Source organism: Microbacterium sp. 2MCAF23 (assembly GCF_052115565.1).
GTDB lineage: Bacteria > Actinomycetota > Actinomycetes > Actinomycetales > Microbacteriaceae > Microbacterium.
Genome location: NZ_JBFRGY010000016.1, coordinates 13,802 through 31,679, shown reverse-complemented (window position 1 = coordinate 31,679; position 17,878 = coordinate 13,802). Strand labels below are relative to the sequence as shown.

Genomic DNA, 17,878 nt, shown 5'->3' with positions numbered 1-17,878 from the left:
AGACGGTCATCGGGATGCCGGATAGCCTGGATCCATGACCACTCCGGACTTCGTCGTCGCCCTTCGTGAGCACGTCGGCCATGCCCCGCTGAACCTCGTCGGCGTCACCGCGATCGTGTTCCGCGACGAGAAGGTGCTGCTCGGCAAGCGAGCCGATAACGGCGCGTGGCAGGCGGTCTCCGGGATCGTCGAGCCGGGCGAGGAACCGGCGGATGCGGCCGCGCGCGAGTGCCTCGAGGAGGCCGGCATCGTCGTGAAGGTGGAGCGGCTCGCGCTCGTGCAGCAGCTCCCCCGCGTGACATACGCGAACGGCGATGAGGTCGACTACCTCGATCTGGTGTTCCGCTGCACGTGGGTCTCGGGCGACCCCCACCCGGCCGACGGCGAGCTTACGGAGGTCGGCTTCTACGACCTCGCCGCGATGGGCGACGTCGACGACGCGCACGTGCGCAAGATCGCCCTCGCGATGGCCGAGGACGATCCTGCGCACTTCCGGGGTGGGCGACCGCCGCGGGCCTGAGAGCCCGCTGCTGCTCGGATGCTCAGCGCAGATCCCGACGCATCAGCACCCGGGGGAACCCGTTGATCACGGATCCGGTGTCCGAGGCCTTTGTGAAGCCGGCCGACTCGAACAGTGCACGGGTGCCGACGTAGGCCATCGTCAGGTCGACTTTCGCCCCCTGGTTGTCTACTGGATACGCCTCGATGGCCGGGGCGCCCTGCTCTCGCGCAAAGGCGACCGCACCGTCGATGAGCGTATGCGTGACGCCCTGCTTCCGATACCCCGGCCGCACGCGCAGACACCACAGCGACCATACGTCGAGATCGTCGACGTGCGGGATCAGCTGGTTGCGGGCGAAGCTCGTATCCTGCCGCGGGTGCACCGCGGCCCACGCCACCGGCTCGTCGTCGAGGTAGGCGATCACTCCCGGCGCCGGATCCTGCTCGCACAGCTCGCGAACCCTCGCCGCTCTGGCCTCGCCGCGCAGCGCCTGGCTCTCCTTGCTGGGGATCCGATAGCTCAGGCAGAAGCACGACTGCGATGTCGGGTTCTTCGGCCCGACAAGCGTCGCGACATCGTCGAAGACGGTTGCGGGGCGCACTTCGATGCTCATGTCCCCAGTCTGCCCCGGAGGGCGGACATCACGGCTCGACGATGCGCTGGTCCGTGTTCGTGTAGCTGATCGAATCGGCGATCGTGCCGACGAGACCCATGGTCACCCGCAACAGGCCCGGCTTCACGTCGTCCAGGGGCGGCGGGGTGTCCGTTCCCAGGGTCAGCGCGCGGCCGTCCTGCGTGGTCGCGGTGACCGAGCCCAGGTACACGCTCACGTGACCGGTGAGGGTCATGGTGTCGGCGTTCGTCACGAGCCCCGCCCTGTCCGGCGGGCGGACGGTGAGCGAGAAGCCCGAGATCGTGATCGAATCGGCGGAGATCTTCAGAGCCCGGATGGTGCTGCCGTCGACGGTCGGCACGTCGACGATCGCAATGCCGCTGAGGCCCGTGAACGACAGACCCTGCGACCCCATCGAGGCCGGGGTCTTCGTGAAGACGGGCGCACTCTCGTCCCTCGTCGCGGCGACCGGTGTCGGCGCAGGCGTCGGCACCGAGCTTCCCGGAGCGCTCGGGGACGCCGCACCCGGCGTCGACGGAGAGCTCGGAACCGCCGGCAGCCCCGGCACAGGCGTTCCGGGGGTTCCGGTCGTGGGCGGCGGTGTCGTCGGTGTCGGGCTCGGTGACGGACACCAGAGCAGCGGAATGCACAGCCCCATCGGCGCCGACGCCGGAGCTGCGGCGGCCCCCAGCGTCATCGGCGCGATCAGGGCGAGCGCTGCCAGGATCGCCGCACTGTGGCGGCGTCGCAGCGTCATGACGCGGCCTCCTCGGCCCCGTCCTCGGGCGCCGGATCGCGTGGTCCCATCCAGGCGACGACGAGCACCGCACCGGTGCCGGCGAGGAGCATCCCCACGATGAATCCGCCGAGGTTCACTCCGATCAGCGAATAGATCGCGACGACCAGGGCGATGATGCCGTAGAACACGTGGTGCGCGGGCATCGTGACCGCGAGGATCCCGAGCAGCAGCAGCACGATCGGGATGATCGTGGCCTGCAGGCCCTCGATCCCCAGTTGCACGTGCAGGTGCCCGATGTCGAGCTGGCCGGAGAAGAACATCTCGATACCGCCGAGCGCGACGAGCAGCCCGCCGATGAACGGCCGCTGCCGCCGCCAGTACCGGAATCCTCGTGCCGGCGCCTCGGCTGCGGTGACATCGCCCGAGACGGCGCGATCGTCGACAGCAGGTGCTGCCGACTCGTCTCCGGAGCGGACGGGCCGCAGCGGATGTGCGGACGTGTCGCGGCGAATGCGCCGAGCGGATCCCCGGGCGTTCGCATCCTCTGTCATCGCGGCCCCGTCGTTCAGAAGCATCCCTGCGAACCGTCCGTCAGCTCCAGCGTCATGCCCGTGAGGGTGAACACCGAGGCCTGAGTGCTCCAGGCCGTCTGCTGCAGGTTCTTGATCGAGACGGTGTCGGCGTCCTGAGCGAAGTCTCCGGCGGAGCCCTTCGCCTCGGTGTTGACGCTGGAGGCGTCCACGCCGATGCGGATCGCACCGAAGGATGCGTCGCCCTTGAGGCCGGTCATGCCGATCTGCAGATCACTGGCGGACGCAGGGTTGCCGTTGCCACCCGCCTTGATGAGCACGCCGACCTTGCCCAGCGGCGTGTCGGTGATCACCGACTGGCAGAGGTCGTTGAGCGTGGCGCTCTTGATGTTCGCGATGGCGACGGTGTGCTCCTTGCCCTCCGTGTCCTTCGCGACGCCGGCGTACTGCGAGAAGCCGGTGCCCTCCAGCTGGGAGGCGCCGATCTGGAACTGGCTCCCCGATACGGCGAACGACACGGGTACCGCGCCCTGGGCGACGCCGCCCATCAGCGCTGCGGCGACCACGCCGGCCGGAATGGCGACAAGGGCGATACGGCCGGCGTGGGATGACCCGAACTTGCGGACACGGTCGGACTTCGGGAACTTCATCGATCCTCCTCCAGTGCGCCGGCTGCGATGGCGGCGTTCACCTGGTCGAGTATATTGCCCGTTGACTCAGAGTCAATACCGGACACGGTCATCGCTCCGCATCCCACTAGGCTCGGGGCATGCCCGACCTGCGACGCGCCAGACTCACTCCCGAGGAGCGTCGTGCGCAGCTCGTCGCGACCGGGGTGAATTTCCTCGCCGAGCATTCCCTGGACGAGCTCACGATGGACGTGCTGGCCCAGCGCGCCGGAGTGTCACGGCCTCTCCTGTTCCACTACTTCGAGACGAGGCAGGGCATGCATCTCGCGGTGGTGACCATGGCGAGGGACAGTCTGCTGCTCGCCTCCGAGCCGCGCGATGACCTGGAGCCGCGGGCGCGAGTGCGCGACACTCTCCTGCGCATCACGGAGTTCGTGCGCCAGCATCAGGGCACGTTCCACTCTCTGGTGCGCGGGATCGCGAGCGGCGACCCCGCCGTCCGGCGCGTGGTCGACGAGTCGCGTGACCTCAACGCCGCGCGTCTTCTCGACGCGTTCACCGAACTCGGCACGCCGGACACCCCGGGGCTCCGCGTCGCCCTGCGCGCCTGGGTCTCCTTCACCGAGGAGACACTGATCAGCCTCGTCATCGATCGCGACGAGGACCCAGAGGTGGTCGTCCGGTTCCTGGAGGCGACCCTTGAAGGCGTGGTGTCGGCGACAGGCGAGCTGCCACTCTGATCTCGGATCCGAACGCGGATGCCGAAGACTCAGTCCTCGCCGCGGAGCACGTCCAGCGCGTGCCGGAAATCGGCGGGGTACGGAGACTCCGTCTGGACCCACTCCCCGGTGGTGGGGTGCGCGAAACCGAGCCGGTGCGCGTGCAGCCACTGCCTCGTCAGGCCCAGCCGCGCCGACAGGGTCGGGTCGGCACCGTACAGCGGGTCCCCCACGCACGGGTGCCTGTGCGCGGCCATGTGCACGCGGATCTGGTGCGTCCGGCCGGTCTCGAGGTGGATCTCCAGCAGCGATGCGCCGGGGAACGCCTCGAGCGTCTCGTAATGGGTGACCGACGGCTTGCCGTCAGGGATCACCGCGAACTTCCAGGAGTGGTTCGGATGCCGCCCGATCGGGGCGTCGATCGTGCCTGCGAGCGGATCCGGGTGCCCCTGCACGACCGCGTGGTAGATCTTCTCGACCGTGCGCTCCTTGAAGGCCCGCTTGAGTGCGGAGTAGGCCGCCTCGGTCTTCGCAACCACCATGAGGCCGCTGGTTCCGACGTCGAGGCGATGTACGACGCCCTGACGCTCGGGCGCCCCGCTGGTGGCGATCCGGAAGCCTGCTGCGGCGAGAGCGCCGACGACCGTCGGGCCCTCCCAGCCCACGGACGGGTGCGCAGCGACCCCGGTGGGCTTGTCGACCACCACGATGTCGTCGTCGTCATAGACGATGCCGAGCTCCGGCACCGCGATGGGTTCGATCCGGAGCTCCTGTTTGGGCGCCCATTCCACGTCGAGCCAGCCGCCGGCGCGCAGTTTGTCCGACTTGCCCAGGACGACACCATCGAGCGCCACTCCCCCGGCCTCGGCGACCTCTGCCGCGAACGTGCGGGAGAACCCGAGCATCTTCGCCAGCGCCGCATCGACACGGACACCGTCCAGTCCGTCCGGGACCGGAAGAGAGCGCGATTCCACGATCAGGCCTCGGATCCTGCACCGTCGCGCCGAGCGGGGCTCTGCGGATCGGCACTCGTCGCCACGTCCTGGGCAGCGATGTCGGCAGATGCGCCTTCGGTCCCGGCGGAGTCATCGTCGATGCGGTCGGATCCCGATGTGTCATGGTCGGACGGTTCAGCGGCCGACTCAGCCTTGTGATCCCGCTCACGGGTGCCGTCGAGGCGGAGGCCTGTGATGATCAGCAAGGCGATCGAGATCATGCCGCTGACGATGAAGATGTCCGCGACGTTGAAGATCGCCGGCAGCATCCACGGCATCGAGATCATGTCGACGACGTGTCCGACGCCGAAGCCCGGTTCACGGAAGACGCGGTCGGTGAGGTTCCCGAGCACACCGCCGAGGAGTGCCCCGAGCACGACGGCCCACAGGCGTGCGCGCACCGCGAACGCCTTCCACACGATCACGCACGCGACGACGGCGAGGGCGATGGTGAAGATCCACGTGTAACCGGCGCCGATGGAGAACGCGGCCCCGGAATTGCGGACGTAGAAGAGCTGCAGGAAGCCGCCGAGAACGGGGACCGTCTGCTCCAGGGGGAGGTTCGTGATGGTGAGATGCTTCACAAACTGATCGGCGGCCAGCACGAACACTGCGAGAATCGCAATGATCGCGCCGGCCGCCGAACCGTGAAGCGGTTGACGCCGGGTCAACGGGGCTCCTTACTGCGCGGAGGAGGCGTCCCCGTTGGGGCCGCCCTTCTCGTCGAGGTCGCGGAGCTGACCCTCGATGTAGCTGCGAAGCTGCGTGCGGTAATCCCGCTCGAACGTGTGCAGTTCGCTGATCTTGCTCTCGAGCACGTTGCGCTCGCGCTCGAGACGGGCGGTCTCTTCGCGCTGCTTCTGCTCGGCGTCCGCGAGGATCTTCGACGCCTGTGCCTTGGCGTCCGCGATGAGCTGGTCGCGCTGGGACTTGCCCTCGGCGACGTGCTCGTCGTGCAGGCGCTGCGCCAGCTCGATGATGCCGGCGGTCGCGGCCGCAGGAGCACCGGTCTCCGCGACCGGCGCGGCGACGGGAGCGGGTGCCGCAGCGACCGGCGCCTCGGCCGCGGGTGCAGCCTTCTCGCCGGACTCGTAGGCGGCCAGCTTGGCCTTCAGCTCCGCGTTCTCGTCGAGGGCCTTACGCCACTCGAGTACGACCTCGTCGAGGAAGTCGTCGACCTCGTCCGGGTCGAAGCCGTCCTTGAAACGGACGTGCTGGAACTGCTTGGTGACGACGTCATCCGGGGTCAGTGCCATGGGTGGCTCCTCTTTCGATGAGTTCTCGGTGGCCGGGTGGAAATGGCGCCTGCCCCTCGGCGTGCACCTTCAGAAAAGCATAGCCGTCCGATCCCTGTGCAGCGACGGCACGCGGCAACAGACGATCAGATGGGGGGCAAGGAACAATCAGATGAACAGCGACAGACGATCAGATGAAGGATCGCGTGATCGACATCAGGATCAGCACGATGATCATCGTGAGCGTGAAGCCCAGGTCCAGCGAGACGGGTCCGATCCTCAGCGGAGGAATGAGGCGTCGGAACATCCTGATCGGCGGGTCGGTGAGCGTGTAGACGATCTCAGCCGCGATCAGTCCGGCACCACGGGGGCGCCATGAGCGGTTGAAGATGGGGATGTAGTCCAGGATCAGCCGAGCGAACAGCGTGAGCAGGTACAGCAGCAGCAGTATGTTCAGAATCGCTGCGATCACGGAGACCGCGGGCGGCACCACCACGTGTCAGGAGTGCGCGAGCGCGGGCTCGTCGCCCCCGGCCATCCCGCCCTGCCCCGACACCGCGATGCTCTCCGGCGACAGCAGGAAGACCTTGCTCGTCACGCGCTCGATGCGGCCGTAGAGGCCGAGAGACAGCCCGCTTGCGAAGTCGATCAGACGGCGCGCGTCGGCGTCGCTCATCTGCGAGAGGTTGATGATCACCGGGATCCCGTCACGGAAGCTCTCCGCGATGACCTGGGCGTCGCGGTACTGCTTCGGGTGCACGGTGAGGATCTCGTTCACGACGCCCGCAGCGGGCTGACGCACCGCGGTCGGGCGACGCAGCGGCGTGACCGGAGCCGGCTTGGCCTCATCACGCTCGCGACGCACCTCGTCCCGACGGACGGGCTCGTGCCGGACCTGCTCCTGGCGAGCGCTGTGCGCGGCCGGAGCAGTCTCCTCGTAGACCTCTTCCTCATCGGCGAGGCCGAGGTACACCATGGTCTTCTTCAGCGGGTTCCCCATCGTGTCCTCCGAACGTGTAGGGGTGGTTCTGTGTCGAGGCTAACCCTGTGCGGGTCGTGCCCCCGTGATTGCGGTGCCGATGCGTAGGTGTGTCGCGCCTGCCGCGATCGCCTCGACGAAATCGCCGGTCATGCCGGCCGAGATCCAATCGGCTCCCGGCGCGACCGTGCGCAGGCGCTGCGCGGACTCATGCACTCGGGCGAACGCCGCAGCCGGGTCCTCGTCGAGCGGCGCGACGGCCATCACGCCGCGCAAACGCAGCGTCGGCAGCGCGAGCACCTGCTCGGCGAGCCGCTCGATCTCCGCCGGCGGGACTCCCCCGCGGCCCGGGTCGTCGGTGAGGTTGATCTGCAGCAGGACATCGAGCCGCACGTCGTCGGTCGCCGCTCGATCGAGTGCCTCCGCGAGTCGCAGGCGGTCCACCGAGTGCACGACCTGCGCCGCCCGGCGGATCGCACCGGCCTTGTTCGTCTGCGCCTGCCCGATGAAATGCCAGCGCAGATCATCCAGCCCGGCAAGGGCCTCCGTCTTCGCGGAGAGCTCCTGCTGGCGGTTCTCCCCCACCTCTCGGACGCCGAGGCCGTAGAGCTCGCTCACGAGCGACGCGGGGTGGAACTTCGTCACGACGATGCGCGTGATCTCCGCGGGATCCCGTCCCGCGAGCCGTGCGGCGTCCGCGATCGCTGCATCGATCGCGGACAGCCGCTCGGCGACCGAGCTCACTTCAGGAACTCGGGGATGTCGAGGTCGCTCTCGTCGAAGGCCGGCTCGATGCTCGTGTGCACTGGAGGGATCGACGGCGCGGACACCGAAACGGTCTCGCGCGGCGCCTCCTCGGCCTGTGCCGAATCCTCGCGCTCCTCGACGGCAGGCTTCTCGGCGACCGCAGGAGTGGTCGTGCGCGAGAAGATCTGCGGGTCTAGGCGCAGCGTGGGCTCACCGCTGTCGAAGCCGGCGGCGATCACCGTGACGCGCACCTCGTCGCCGAGGGTGTCGTCGATGACCGTTCCGAAGATGATGTTGGCTTCGGGGTGCGCGGCCTCCTTGACCAGATCCGCGGCGTCGTGGATCTCGAAGATGCCGAGGTTCGATCCACCCTGGATCGACAGCAGCACGCCGTGCGCGCCCTCGATCGACGCCTCCAGCAGAGGCGATTCGACCGCGAGCTCGGCGGCCTTGATCGCGCGGTCCGCGCCGCGCGCCGAGCCGATGCCCATGAGCGCGGATCCCGCTCCCTGCATGACCGACTTGACGTCGTTGAAGTCGAGGTTGATGAGACCGGGAGTGGTGATCAGATCGGTGATGCCCTGCACACCGGCGAGCAGCACCTGGTCCGCCGTGGCGAACGCCTCGATCATCGAGATCCCGCGGTCGCTGATCTCGAGCAGACGGTCGTTCGGCACCACGATGAGGGTGTCGACCTCTTCCTTCAGCTTGGCGACGCCCGCGTCGGCCTGCGACTGGCGCCGGCGGCCCTCGAAGGAGAACGGCTTGGTGACGACGCCGATCGTCAGCGCGCCGATCGACTTCGCGATGCGCGCGACGATCGGGGCGCCGCCCGTTCCGGTGCCGCCGCCCTCTCCCGCCGTCACGAAGACCATGTCGGCGCCGGTCAGCGCCTGCTCGATCTCCTCAGCGTGGTCCTCCGCGGCCCGACGTCCGACCTCGGGATCGGCGCCGGCGCCGAGACCGCGGGTCAGATCACGACCGACGTCGAGCTTGACGTCCGCGTCGCTCATGAGCAACGCCTGCGCGTCGGTGTTGATCGCGATGAACTCGACGCCGCGCAGGCCGAGATCGATCATGCGATTGACGGCGTTGACGCCACCACCGCCGACACCGACGACCTTGATCACGGCAAGGTAGTTCTGGTTCTGGCTCATCCCGTCCTCCGATGTATGTCGAGCCCCGGGCCGGAAACCTTAAACCTCAAGCAGAAGGTTAAAGTATTTCCCGGTATTGCTTTCTCTTTGATCGAAGGTAAGCGGCACACGGCGCGCAGGAGCCAAGCGACACGCGCCTGCGCGCGATCGTTTCGGATATTCGTGCTCAGCCGACGATGCCGACGCCCGGAGAGGACACGTCGTACGACGCCGCGTCCGGATTCGCCTTCATCAGCGCCTGCAGGGACCGAGTCTTGAGCGCGGACTGCTCCGCACTCCCCCACACCACCTTGGCGCCGCCGTTCAGCTGCAGCACGATGTCATCCGGAGTGGACGCGGCGGCGCCGGCGACCTGGCCGCGCAGCTCGGCGGGCAGTGTTCGCAGTGCCGTGCCGACCGCCGCGAACGCCTTGGACGCCGTGCCGCCGCTGACGTCGATCAACGCGTATCCGGCAGGCTGCTCCTCGCTGGTCGAGAGCACGACCCCTGCGACATCGACGACCGTGAACCGCCCGTCACTCTGCTGGATCACGCCGACAGGCGTGCGCTCAACGATCCGAACCACGAGGTCGTGCGGAGGGTGCGCCTCCAGACGGTAGGTCTCGATCAGCGGGAATCTGACCAGAGCGGCCTTGACGGCGCTGGCGTCGACGAGCGCGAGCGGCCGGCCGACCTGCCCCGACAGTGCCTTCTGCACGTCTCCCGCCTTGAGTGAACTCGTCCCCTCGACGGTGATCGTCTGCACCGCGAACAGCGGACTGTACGCCGCGCCGACGCTTCCGCCCACGATGAGGAGTGCGAGGGCGGCGCCGATGATCCAGCCGATGCGGCGTCGCCGGGAACGCTGGGTGAAGCGGCGGATCTCCGTGCGCAGCGCCTTCCGGCGTGCCCGGGTCGCCTGCCAGAGGTCGCGCGCGGTCAGCGGCGCCTCGTCCTGCATCGCCGACCGGTCGGCTTCCACCGCGCGGTCCTGCACCGTCGAGGATTCGGCGGCCCCTCCCCGCTCGAGAGGGATCAACGACGTCGCGTTCCGGTCGGCCGACGTCGTCGACGTCGCCTCAGGCTCCGCCGCGGCGATCCCGACTTCCGTCTGCCGCCCCCACGCACGCGCCGACGGGCCGTCTGACGGCTCTGCCGAAACGGGACGCTCCGGCTCGACCGGAGGCGCCGAAGCGGGGATCGCGGACGGCCGGCGCACGGTCAGCCCTCGGCGGTGGCGCGCAGCGCGTCCAGCACCTGCGGGATGATCTGATACACGTTGCCGCAGCCGAGCGTGATCACGTAGTCGCCCTCGCGCGCGACGGACGCCGTGTAGTCGGCGGCCTGCTGCCAGTCCGCGACGTAGTGCACGTGATCCGGGTCCGCGAAGGCGCCGCTGACCAATTCACCGGTGACTCCCGGAACCGGATCCTCCCGGGCTCCGTACACGTCGAGCATGACGGTGTGGTCGGCACCGGTCTCGAGCACTTCGGCGAACTCACGGTACATGTGCTGAGTACGCGAATAGGTGTGCGGCTGCTGGATCGCGATGATGCGGCCGTCGCCGACGATCGTGCGCATGGCATCCAGTGCAGCGCGCACCTCGGTCGGGTGGTGCGAGTAGTCGTCGTAGACGCTCACGCCCCGGGCGACGCCGTGCAGCTCGAGCCGGCGCACGGTCCCCGCGAAGCCCTCGACGGCGCGAGCGGCGTCGGCCAGCTCGTACCCCAGCGTCGTGAGCACGGCGACGGCACCCGCGGCGTTGATCGCGTTGTGCACGCCGGGCACCGCGAGCTGCATGCGGGCGGAGGCGCCGCGCAAGGTCAGGGTCGCGGCGACCGGACCGTCGGTCACGATGTCGGTGACCCGCAGGTCCGCGTCCTCCGCGAGCCCGAACGAGATGACATTCGGATGCGTGATCCCCGCTCGCACGCGGAGGGCGCCGGCGTCATCGCTCGAGATCACGACGGCCTCGCCCGCCGCGTTCGCGAAGGTCACGAACGCCTCGTGGAAGGCCTCGTCGGATCCGTAGTGGTCCAGGTGATCCGGGTCGACGTTCGTGATCAGGGCGACCGAGGTGTCGTAGAGCAGGAACGTGCCGTCGGACTCGTCGGCCTCGATCACGAACAGATCGTCGGCGCCGGAGGAGCTGGAGGTGCCCAGCTGCTCGATCACGCCGCCGTTGACGAAGTTCGGATCGGCGCCGAGCTCGCGCAGCGCGGTGACGATCATGCCCGTCGAGCTGGTCTTGCCGTGCGCGCCCGCCACGGAGACGAGGCGGCGCCCGCGGATCAGCCAGTGCAGCGCCTGCGACCGGTGGATCACATGCAGTCCCCGCTCCTTGGCGAGAACGAACTCCGGGTTCTCCGGCCAGATCGCGCCGGTGTGCACGACGGTGTCGGCGTCGCCCAGGTTCGCCGCGTCATGACCCACGTGCACCTCGGCACCGAGGTCGGCGAGCGCCCGCAGGTTGGCGCTGTCCGCGCGATCGCTGCCGGAGACGCGGATGCCCGCATCGAGGAACATCCGGGCGAGTCCGGACATGCCGGAGCCGCCGATGCCGATGAAGTGCGCGGCGGTGATGTCGTCCGGAATCGGCAGGGAGAGGTCGGGTCTGATCATGACTGAATAATCCTAAGTCGGGGCGAGCGGGGCGGCGCCCGGCTCGCCGGGTCAGGGCTGGAGGGGCTCAGCGCGCCAGCGCGCGGTCGGCGAGGGCGATGAGGTCCTCGGTCCCGGTGCGCGATCCCACGCTCTCGGCCGCCCGCCTCATCTCCGCACGGCGATCCGTGTCCCGAAGCAGCGGGACCACCTCCCTCCGCACGCGCTCGGGAGTGAGCTGCCCGTCCTCGATCAGCACGGCGGCGCCCGCATCGATCGCGGCTGCGGCGTTCAGCCGCTGTTCGCCGTTGCCGACGGCGTAGGGCACGTAGATCGCGGGGATGCCGAGGGCGCTGATCTCGCTCACGGTCGCCGAGCCGGAGCGGGAGAGGACCAGATCCGCCAGGGCGAACGCGAGATCCATCCGGTCCAGGTAGCGGCGCATGGTGTACCCGGGAGCACCCGGATCCGACATCTCGGAACGATCGCCGGTCGCGTGCAGGATCTGCCACCCCGTGTCGAGGACGTCCTGCCAGGATCCTGCGATCGCCTCGTTCAGGCGCTGTGCGCCGAGCGAGCCGCCGAACACGAGCAGCACAGGGCGATCGGGATCCAGCCCGAACTCCGCCGCGGCCTCGGTGCGGAGGGCGGAGCGGTTCAGGTCGACGATCTCCCGGCGCAGTGGCATGCCGACGAACTCGCCGCGGCGCAGGGGCGTGCCGGGGAAGGCGACGCCGACGGCCGCCGCGGTGCGGGCGCCCAGCACGTTCGCCATGCCGGGGCGGGCGTTGGCCTCGTGCACGACGAAGGGGACGCGCTCGCGCCGCGCCGCGACGTACGCGGGTGCCGAGGCGTATCCGCCGAAGCCGATCACCGCGTCCACCCCGTGCTCGCGGATATAGGAGCGCACCTGTTTCACGGCGCGCGAGAACCGCACCGGGAAGGCCAGCGCTGCGCCGTTCGGGCGGCGCGGGAACGGCACCTTGTCGATCGTGAGCAGGTCGTAACCGCGCTGCGGCACCAGCCGCGATTCCAGGCCCTCACGGGTGCCGAGCACCAGCACGGACGACTCGGGATCACGAGCGTGCAGGCCGTCGGCGACGGCGAGCAGCGGATTGACGTGGCCCGCGGTCCCGCCGCCGGCCAGAAGATACGTGGTCACTTCAGGAGCGTACCGGACCGGCCTGCGGCCGGCCTCTGCGCGGGCGCCGGCAGCGTGCGGGCGAAGGAGAGGAGCACGCCGCAGGCGAGCAGCACGGACAGCAGCGAGGTGCCGCCCTGCGACATGAACGGCAGCGGAACGCCCAGCACGGGGAAGATGCGCAGCACGACGCCGACGTTGATGAGTGCCTGCGAGAGGATCCACACCACGATGCCGCCGGAGGTGACGCGGACGAACAGGTCGTCGGTCTTGCGCACCATGCGGAACACGGCGACGGCGAACAGGACGAACAGGGCGAGCACGAGCCCGCAGCCGATCAGGCCCAGCTCCTCGCCCACGATCGCGAAGATGTAGTCGTTCGAGGCGGCAGGGAGCCATCCGTACTTCTCGCGCGAGTTGCCGAGCCCCAGGCCGAAGATGCCGCCGTTCGCCATGCCCCAGATCGCATGCACCTGCTGATAGCAGGTGCTCAGATAGCAGCTCGTGTCGTTCGAAGCATCGAAGACGCCGAGGATCAGGGCGCGCCGCCGCTCGTCGGCCAAGGCGAATCCGAGCACCGCGGCCAGGGAGATCAGCAGCGGCAGGATGAAGAGCCGCAGCCGCACCCCTGAGAAGAACAGTGCTCCGAGGATGATCAGGAAGAGGATCATCGAGGTGCCGAGGTCCTTGCCGCCGAGCACGGCGGCGATGGCGAGGAAGCCGACCGGGATCAGCGGGATGAACACATGCTTCCAGCGTCCGAGCAGGTCCTGCTTGCGCCACAGGATGAAGCCGGCCCACACGGCGAGGGCGAGCTTGATGAACTCGGAGGGCTGCACCACCTGGCCCGCGATCCTCAGCCAGTTCGTGTTGCCGTCGTTCGCATACCCGAGCGGCGTGTAGACGAGCATCTGCAGCCCTACAGCACCGATCAGGATGAGCCAGGCCGTGCGCTTCCAGAACGTGATGGGGAACCGGCTCATCAGGAACATGAGCGGGACGCCGATGGCGGCGACGAGAGCCTGCGTCATGACGATCGCGAAGGGATCCTGGCCGCCCTCGACCGCGTTCGCGCTCGAGGCCGAGAGGATCATCACCAGGCCGAACACCGTCAGCAGCAGCGACGTCGAGGCGATCAGCGCGAACTCGGTGGACACGGGGCGGAAGACCCGCCCCAGACGGACGCGCGCGGCGAGTCCGTCGACGCGAGGCTCAGGAGCCGGCGTCGGGCGTGGTGCCACCTGCGTCATCGGCGCTCCCCTGCTCGCTCGACCGTCCCTGATCGATCCACTGCCGCACCGCCTCGGCGAAGCGGTGGCCGCGATCCGCATAGCTCGCGAACTGGTCGAAGGACGCCGCCGCCGGAGCGAGGAGCACGGTGTCCCCCTCCCGGGCGATGCCCGCAGCCAATTCGACGACGCGGGTCATGACCTCTTCAGTGTCGCCGGGGACGACCTCCAGCACCTGCACCGCGGGCGCGTGTCGCGCGAACACCTCGAGCAGGTGCGTCCGGTCGACGCCGATCACGAGGGCCGCCCGAGCGGTCGCGCCCGCGCCGGCCACCAGCTCCGACAGGTCGACGCCCTTCAGATCCCCGCCCACGACCCAGATCGCCCCGGGGAACGCCCGCAGCGACGACTGGGCGGCGTGCGGGTTCGTAGCCTTGGAATCATCCACCCAGGTGATCCCCGCGGAACGCGCGACGACCTCGATGCGATGCGCATCGAGGCGGAATCCGTCCAGCGCCGTTCTGATCGCGGTGGGCTCGACCCCGAGCGACCGGCTGAGCGCCGCCGCGGCGAGGATGTTCTGCACGATGTGCGGGGCGTTCAATCCGTGCGCGGCGAGATCCGCCACGGTCGTGAGCTCGAGGGCGCTGTGATGGCGGTCGTCGAGGAACGCGCGATCGGCGAGGATGCCCTCGACAACGCCCAGGTCGCTGGGCCCCGGGATCCCCAGCCCGAATCCGATCGCGCGGGCGCCGTCGATGACGTCGGCGTCCTCGACCATGCGCTGCGTGGCCGCGTCGGCCTTGTTGTACACGCAGGCGACGCGCGTGTTGCGGTACACGACCGCCTTGGCATCGCGGTACGCCTCGGCGCTGCCGTGCCACACGAGGTGGTCGTCCGCGAGGTTGAGGCACGTGGCCGCCCACGGCACCGGCTGCCCTGCGGGGTCGGAGCGCCCGAGGTACCAGAGCTGGTGGCTGGACAGTTCGACCACGAGCACGTCGAAGCCGCCGGGGTCGCGCACCGCGTCGAGGACGGGCACGCCGATGTTGCCGCACGGGGCGGCGCGCAGACCGCCGGCGACGAGCATCGTCGCAGTGAGCTGGGTCGTGGTGGTCTTGCCGTTGGTCCCTGTGATCAGCACCCACTCCGCGGGTGTGCCGTCGTCGCGGAGGACCTTGTCCCGCACGCGCCAGGCGAGCTCGATGTCGCCCCACAGAGCGATCGGCTGCGTGCGGATCCACGCGATCACGGGATGTGCGGGCGCGAAGCCCGGCGAGGCGATGACGACCTCCGGCGCGAACTCGACGAGCTGTTCCGGAACGGATCCGAGATCGCCGATCCACAGCTGGGCGCCGATCAGCGGCACCAGGCGCTCGTACTCCTCGGTGGCGCTCTCGGAAAGCACCAGGACCTCCGCGCCGAGCTCGGTCAGGGTGTCGGCGACCGAGAACCCGGTCACGGACAGGCCGAGCACGGCGACCCGCAGGCCCCGCCAGTCGGCGTGCCAGCTGGTCAGGACATCGAGATCACGGGTCATGAGCTGGTCAGCCGCAGCCACTCGACGTAGAACAGGCCGAACGCCGACACGGAGAGCAGACCGGCGATGATCCACATCCGCACCACGATCGTGGCCTCGGGCCAGCCGCGCATCTCGAGGTGATGGTGGAACGGGCTCTGCAAGAACAGGCGCTTGCCGCGGGTGAGCTTGAAGTAGGCCAGCTGCACGATCACCGAACCGGAGGCGATGATGAAGACGCCCGCCAGGAGCAGGAGAAGCAGCTCGGTGCGGGTGAGGATCGCGAGCGCCGCGATCACGCCGCCGATGGACATGGATCCGACATCGCCCATGAAGACCTTCGCCTTGGGCGCGTTCCACCACAGGAAACCGATCAGCGCGCCGACGAACGATGCCGAGATCACGGCGAGGTCGAACGGATGTGCGACGTCGTAGCAGCCTGCCAGTGACGACGGCGACAGCGACTCAGCGGCACAGGACTGCTTGAACTGCCAGAACGAGATCAGGCTGTAAGCGCCGATCACGAACACGGCGCAGCCGGCCGCCAGGCCGTCCAGGCCGTCGGTGAGGTTGACGCTGTTGGAGGTCGCGATGCCGATCAGCGAGATCCAGAGCAAGTACAGCAACCAGCCGACGATGGGGCCCAGCGCGAACAACCACAGCACGGGGATGTCGCGGAAGAGCGAGACGAAACCGCTCGCGGGGGTGTTGCCGGAGGGGCTGCGCACCGTGAGCGCGACGATGCCGAACGGCACCATGACCAGCACCTGCCCGACGATCTTGCGCCAGCCCGAGAGTCCGAGGCTGTTGCGCCGGCGCAGCTTCATGTAGTCGTCGATGAAGCCGACCGCGCCGAAGCCCAGCATGAGCCAGATCACGAGCAGCCCGGAGGCCGTCGGATAGCTCCCGCCGGTGAAGGTGCCGACGCCGTAGCCGACGACGGTGCCGAGGATGAAGATGACGCCGCCCATGGTCGGCGTGCCCCGCTTGGCCTGGTGGCTGGGGTTGCTGATCGACTCCGGCGTGCGGATGACCTGTCCCCAGCCCCACTTCCGGAACAGCCGGAGGAACACCGGCGTCAGCAGGAGCGTGAACGCGAGGGAGATCGCGGCGGAGGTAAGCAGGGATCTCACGAGAACGATTCTCCCAGACGATCGCCGAGGAACCGGAGTCCGGCGGAGTTGGACGACTTCACGAGCACGCGATCGCCGGGGCGCAGCTCACCCCGGAGGTACTCGAAGGCGGCGTCGGCGTCGGCGAGATGTACGGCCTCACCGTCCCACGAGCCCTCGCCCACGGCCGCGAGGTAGAGCCGGCGCGCCTCCGCGCCGACCACGACGATGCGCTGGATGTTCAGGCGCACGGCGAGCAGCCCGATCCGGTCGTGCTCGTCGCCGGCCGTCTCGCCGAGCTCGCTCATCGCGCCCAGCACGGCGACGGTGCGCTCGTCCGGACCGGTGATCTGCGCGAGGGTGCGCAGCGCGGCCGCCATGGAGTCGGGGCTCGCGTTGTACGCGTCGTTGATGATGCGCACGTCGGCGCCGCCCATGGGCTGCATGCGCCACCGCTCGGCGAGCTGCACGGTCTCCAGGCGCGCGATGGCGTCGGCAGGCGCGACGCCGAGTGCGCCGGTCGCAGCGATCGCCGCGATCGCGTTGTTCACGTGGTGCGCGCCGAGCACCTGCAGACGCAGCGGCAGCGCCTGCCCGTCCACGTGCACGATGCAGGACGTCCCGGATGCGGTGACGTCGATCTCGGCCGCGCGCACGTCTGCCGCGGGGGTCTGGCCGAAGCCGACGATCCGCAGGCCGCGCTCCTCGGCGAGCGGCGCCATGCCCGCTACGCGCGGGTCGTCGAGGTTCAGCACGGCGGTGCCACCGTGGGCCGCAGCCTCGACCAGTTCGGCCTTGGCCCGTGCCGTCTCCTCGATGCCGCCGAAACCGCCCGCGTGCGCGAGTCCGACCATGAGCTCGATCACGACGTCGGGAGTCACGAGCCCGGCCAGGCGCGCGATCTCGCCCGGCGCGCTGGCGCCGAACTCGCACACCAGGAAGCGGGTGGTGGGGGTGATCCGCAGCATGGTGAGCGGCGCGCCGACTTCGTTGTTGTAGGAGGCGATCGGCGCGATGGTCTCGCCCTCGTCCTGCAGGATCCGCGCGAGGAAGTTCTTCGTGGTGGTCTTGCCGTTGGATCCGGTGACGCCGACGATGCGCAGGTCGCCTGCCGCCCGCACCTTGGCGACGACCGCACGGGCCAGCTCCGCGATGGCGTCGACGACATCGGGCACGACGATCTGCGAGATCGCCTCGTCGACGGCGTGCTCGACGAGCGCCAGCACGGCGCCGTTCTCGATCGCGGCGCCCACGAACCGGTGGCCGTCGGTCTGCTCACCGGGCTTGGCGACGAAGATGCCGCCGGGCGACATCTGACGAGAGTCGGTGTCGACGACGCCGGAGACGATCGATGCGGGATCGTGACCTGCGGCGGGGCGCAAGTCGCCGCCGACGATCTCGGCGATCTCCGCGAGAGACAGAGCGATCATGGGGATGGGATCCTCCGAGGGC

Annotated in this window: 20 protein-coding genes; 2 read left to right on the top strand and 18 right to left on the bottom strand. The window is 69.2% G+C overall.

Annotated features, from left to right (window positions below; all coding sequences use genetic code 11):
• The first annotated feature begins 34 nt into the window (after positions 1–34).
• Entirely contained in the window at positions 35–520 is a 486-nt protein-coding gene (locus AB4078_RS16940) for an NUDIX hydrolase (protein ID WP_441978109.1), read from the top strand.
• Positions 521–542: 22 nt separating this feature from the next.
• Here the strand turns inward: AB4078_RS16940 and AB4078_RS16935 are convergent, their stop codons facing one another.
• From AB4078_RS16935 to AB4078_RS16920, 4 genes are read right to left on the bottom strand one after another with little or no spacing between them, the layout of a single operon-like run.
• The gene (locus AB4078_RS16935) at positions 543–1,115 is read right to left on the bottom strand and encodes a GNAT family N-acetyltransferase (protein WP_441978108.1); all 573 of its coding nucleotides are present in this window, start codon (positions 1,113–1,115) and stop codon (positions 543–545) included.
• A gap of 28 nt (positions 1,116–1,143) precedes the next feature.
• Entirely contained in the window at positions 1,144–1,872 is a 729-nt protein-coding gene (locus tag AB4078_RS16930) for a hypothetical protein (RefSeq protein WP_441978107.1), read from the bottom strand.
• On the bottom strand, positions 1,869–2,405 hold the full coding sequence (locus AB4078_RS16925) for a DUF6114 domain-containing protein (protein WP_441978106.1): 537 nt from the start codon (positions 2,403–2,405) through the stop codon (positions 1,869–1,871). Before AB4078_RS16925 ends, AB4078_RS16930 begins: the two co-directional genes overlap by 4 nt.
• A 14-nt stretch (positions 2,406–2,419) precedes the next feature.
• Positions 2,420–3,034, bottom strand: coding sequence for a DUF6230 family protein (locus AB4078_RS16920; RefSeq protein ID WP_441978105.1), 615 nt, complete (start codon positions 3,032–3,034; stop codon positions 2,420–2,422).
• Between the two features lie 119 nt (positions 3,035–3,153).
• Here AB4078_RS16920 and AB4078_RS16915 point away from each other — a divergent pair, with 119 nt between their 5' ends.
• Complete coding sequence (locus AB4078_RS16915) at positions 3,154–3,753, top strand: TetR/AcrR family transcriptional regulator (RefSeq protein WP_440731449.1); 600 nt, start codon at positions 3,154–3,156, stop codon at positions 3,751–3,753.
• Positions 3,754–3,782: 29 nt separating this feature from the next.
• Here AB4078_RS16915 and AB4078_RS16910 read toward each other — a convergent pair whose 3' ends face one another.
• From AB4078_RS16910 to AB4078_RS16845, 14 genes are all read right to left on the bottom strand, one after another.
• Positions 3,783–4,706, bottom strand: coding sequence for an RluA family pseudouridine synthase (locus AB4078_RS16910; RefSeq protein WP_440731448.1), 924 nt, complete (start codon positions 4,704–4,706; stop codon positions 3,783–3,785).
• A gap of 2 nt (positions 4,707–4,708) precedes the next feature.
• Positions 4,709–5,398 (bottom strand): signal peptidase II, encoded by a 690-nt coding sequence (locus AB4078_RS16905; protein WP_441978104.1) that lies wholly within the window; start codon positions 5,396–5,398, stop codon positions 4,709–4,711.
• Between the two features lie 9 nt (positions 5,399–5,407).
• Entirely contained in the window at positions 5,408–5,983 is a 576-nt protein-coding gene (locus AB4078_RS16900; protein ID WP_440731446.1) for a DivIVA domain-containing protein, read from the bottom strand.
• 169 nt (positions 5,984–6,152) lie between these two features.
• Positions 6,153–6,458, bottom strand: a complete 306-nt coding sequence (locus AB4078_RS16895) for a YggT family protein (RefSeq protein WP_440731445.1) — start codon at positions 6,456–6,458, stop codon at positions 6,153–6,155.
• 3 nt (positions 6,459–6,461) lie between these two features.
• The gene (locus AB4078_RS16890; protein ID WP_441978103.1) at positions 6,462–6,962 is read right to left on the bottom strand and encodes a cell division protein SepF; all 501 of its coding nucleotides are present in this window, start codon (positions 6,960–6,962) and stop codon (positions 6,462–6,464) included.
• A 39-nt stretch (positions 6,963–7,001) separates the two neighbouring features.
• Positions 7,002–7,685 carry a YggS family pyridoxal phosphate-dependent enzyme gene (locus tag AB4078_RS16885; protein ID WP_441978102.1) on the bottom strand — a complete coding sequence of 228 codons (684 nt, stop codon included), beginning with the start codon at positions 7,683–7,685 and terminating at the stop codon, positions 7,002–7,004.
• Positions 7,682–8,845, bottom strand: a complete 1,164-nt coding sequence (gene ftsZ / locus AB4078_RS16880; protein WP_440731442.1) for a cell division protein FtsZ — start codon at positions 8,843–8,845, stop codon at positions 7,682–7,684. The genes AB4078_RS16885 and ftsZ overlap by 4 nt, the downstream gene beginning before the upstream one ends.
• A gap of 166 nt (positions 8,846–9,011) precedes the next feature.
• Positions 9,012–9,806: an FtsQ-type POTRA domain-containing protein gene (locus AB4078_RS16875; protein ID WP_441978101.1), complete on the bottom strand. Its 795-nt coding sequence runs from the start codon at positions 9,804–9,806 to the stop codon at positions 9,012–9,014.
• 239 nt (positions 9,807–10,045) lie between these two features.
• Positions 10,046–11,446: a UDP-N-acetylmuramate--L-alanine ligase gene (gene murC / locus AB4078_RS16870; protein WP_440731440.1), complete on the bottom strand. Its 1,401-nt coding sequence runs from the start codon at positions 11,444–11,446 to the stop codon at positions 10,046–10,048.
• A 67-nt stretch (positions 11,447–11,513) separates the two neighbouring features.
• On the bottom strand, positions 11,514–12,587 hold the full coding sequence (gene murG, locus AB4078_RS16865; RefSeq protein WP_441978100.1) for an undecaprenyldiphospho-muramoylpentapeptide beta-N-acetylglucosaminyltransferase: 1,074 nt from the start codon (positions 12,585–12,587) through the stop codon (positions 11,514–11,516).
• Complete coding sequence (locus tag AB4078_RS16860; protein ID WP_440731438.1) at positions 12,584–13,816, bottom strand: peptidoglycan glycosyltransferase FtsW; 1,233 nt, start codon at positions 13,814–13,816, stop codon at positions 12,584–12,586. The genes murG and AB4078_RS16860 overlap by 4 nt, the downstream gene beginning before the upstream one ends.
• On the bottom strand, positions 13,779–15,335 hold the full coding sequence (gene murD, locus AB4078_RS16855) for a UDP-N-acetylmuramoyl-L-alanine--D-glutamate ligase (protein WP_441978099.1): 1,557 nt from the start codon (positions 15,333–15,335) through the stop codon (positions 13,779–13,781). The genes AB4078_RS16860 and murD overlap by 38 nt, the downstream gene beginning before the upstream one ends.
• Positions 15,332–16,447 (bottom strand): phospho-N-acetylmuramoyl-pentapeptide-transferase, encoded by a 1,116-nt coding sequence (mraY, locus tag AB4078_RS16850; RefSeq protein WP_440731436.1) that lies wholly within the window; start codon positions 16,445–16,447, stop codon positions 15,332–15,334. The genes murD and mraY overlap by 4 nt, the downstream gene beginning before the upstream one ends.
• A complete protein-coding gene (locus AB4078_RS16845) occupies positions 16,444–17,856 on the bottom strand; it encodes a UDP-N-acetylmuramoyl-tripeptide--D-alanyl-D-alanine ligase (protein ID WP_441978098.1) in 1,413 nt (470 codons plus the stop codon). The genes mraY and AB4078_RS16845 overlap by 4 nt, the downstream gene beginning before the upstream one ends.
• Between the last annotated feature and the right edge of the window lie 22 nt (positions 17,857–17,878).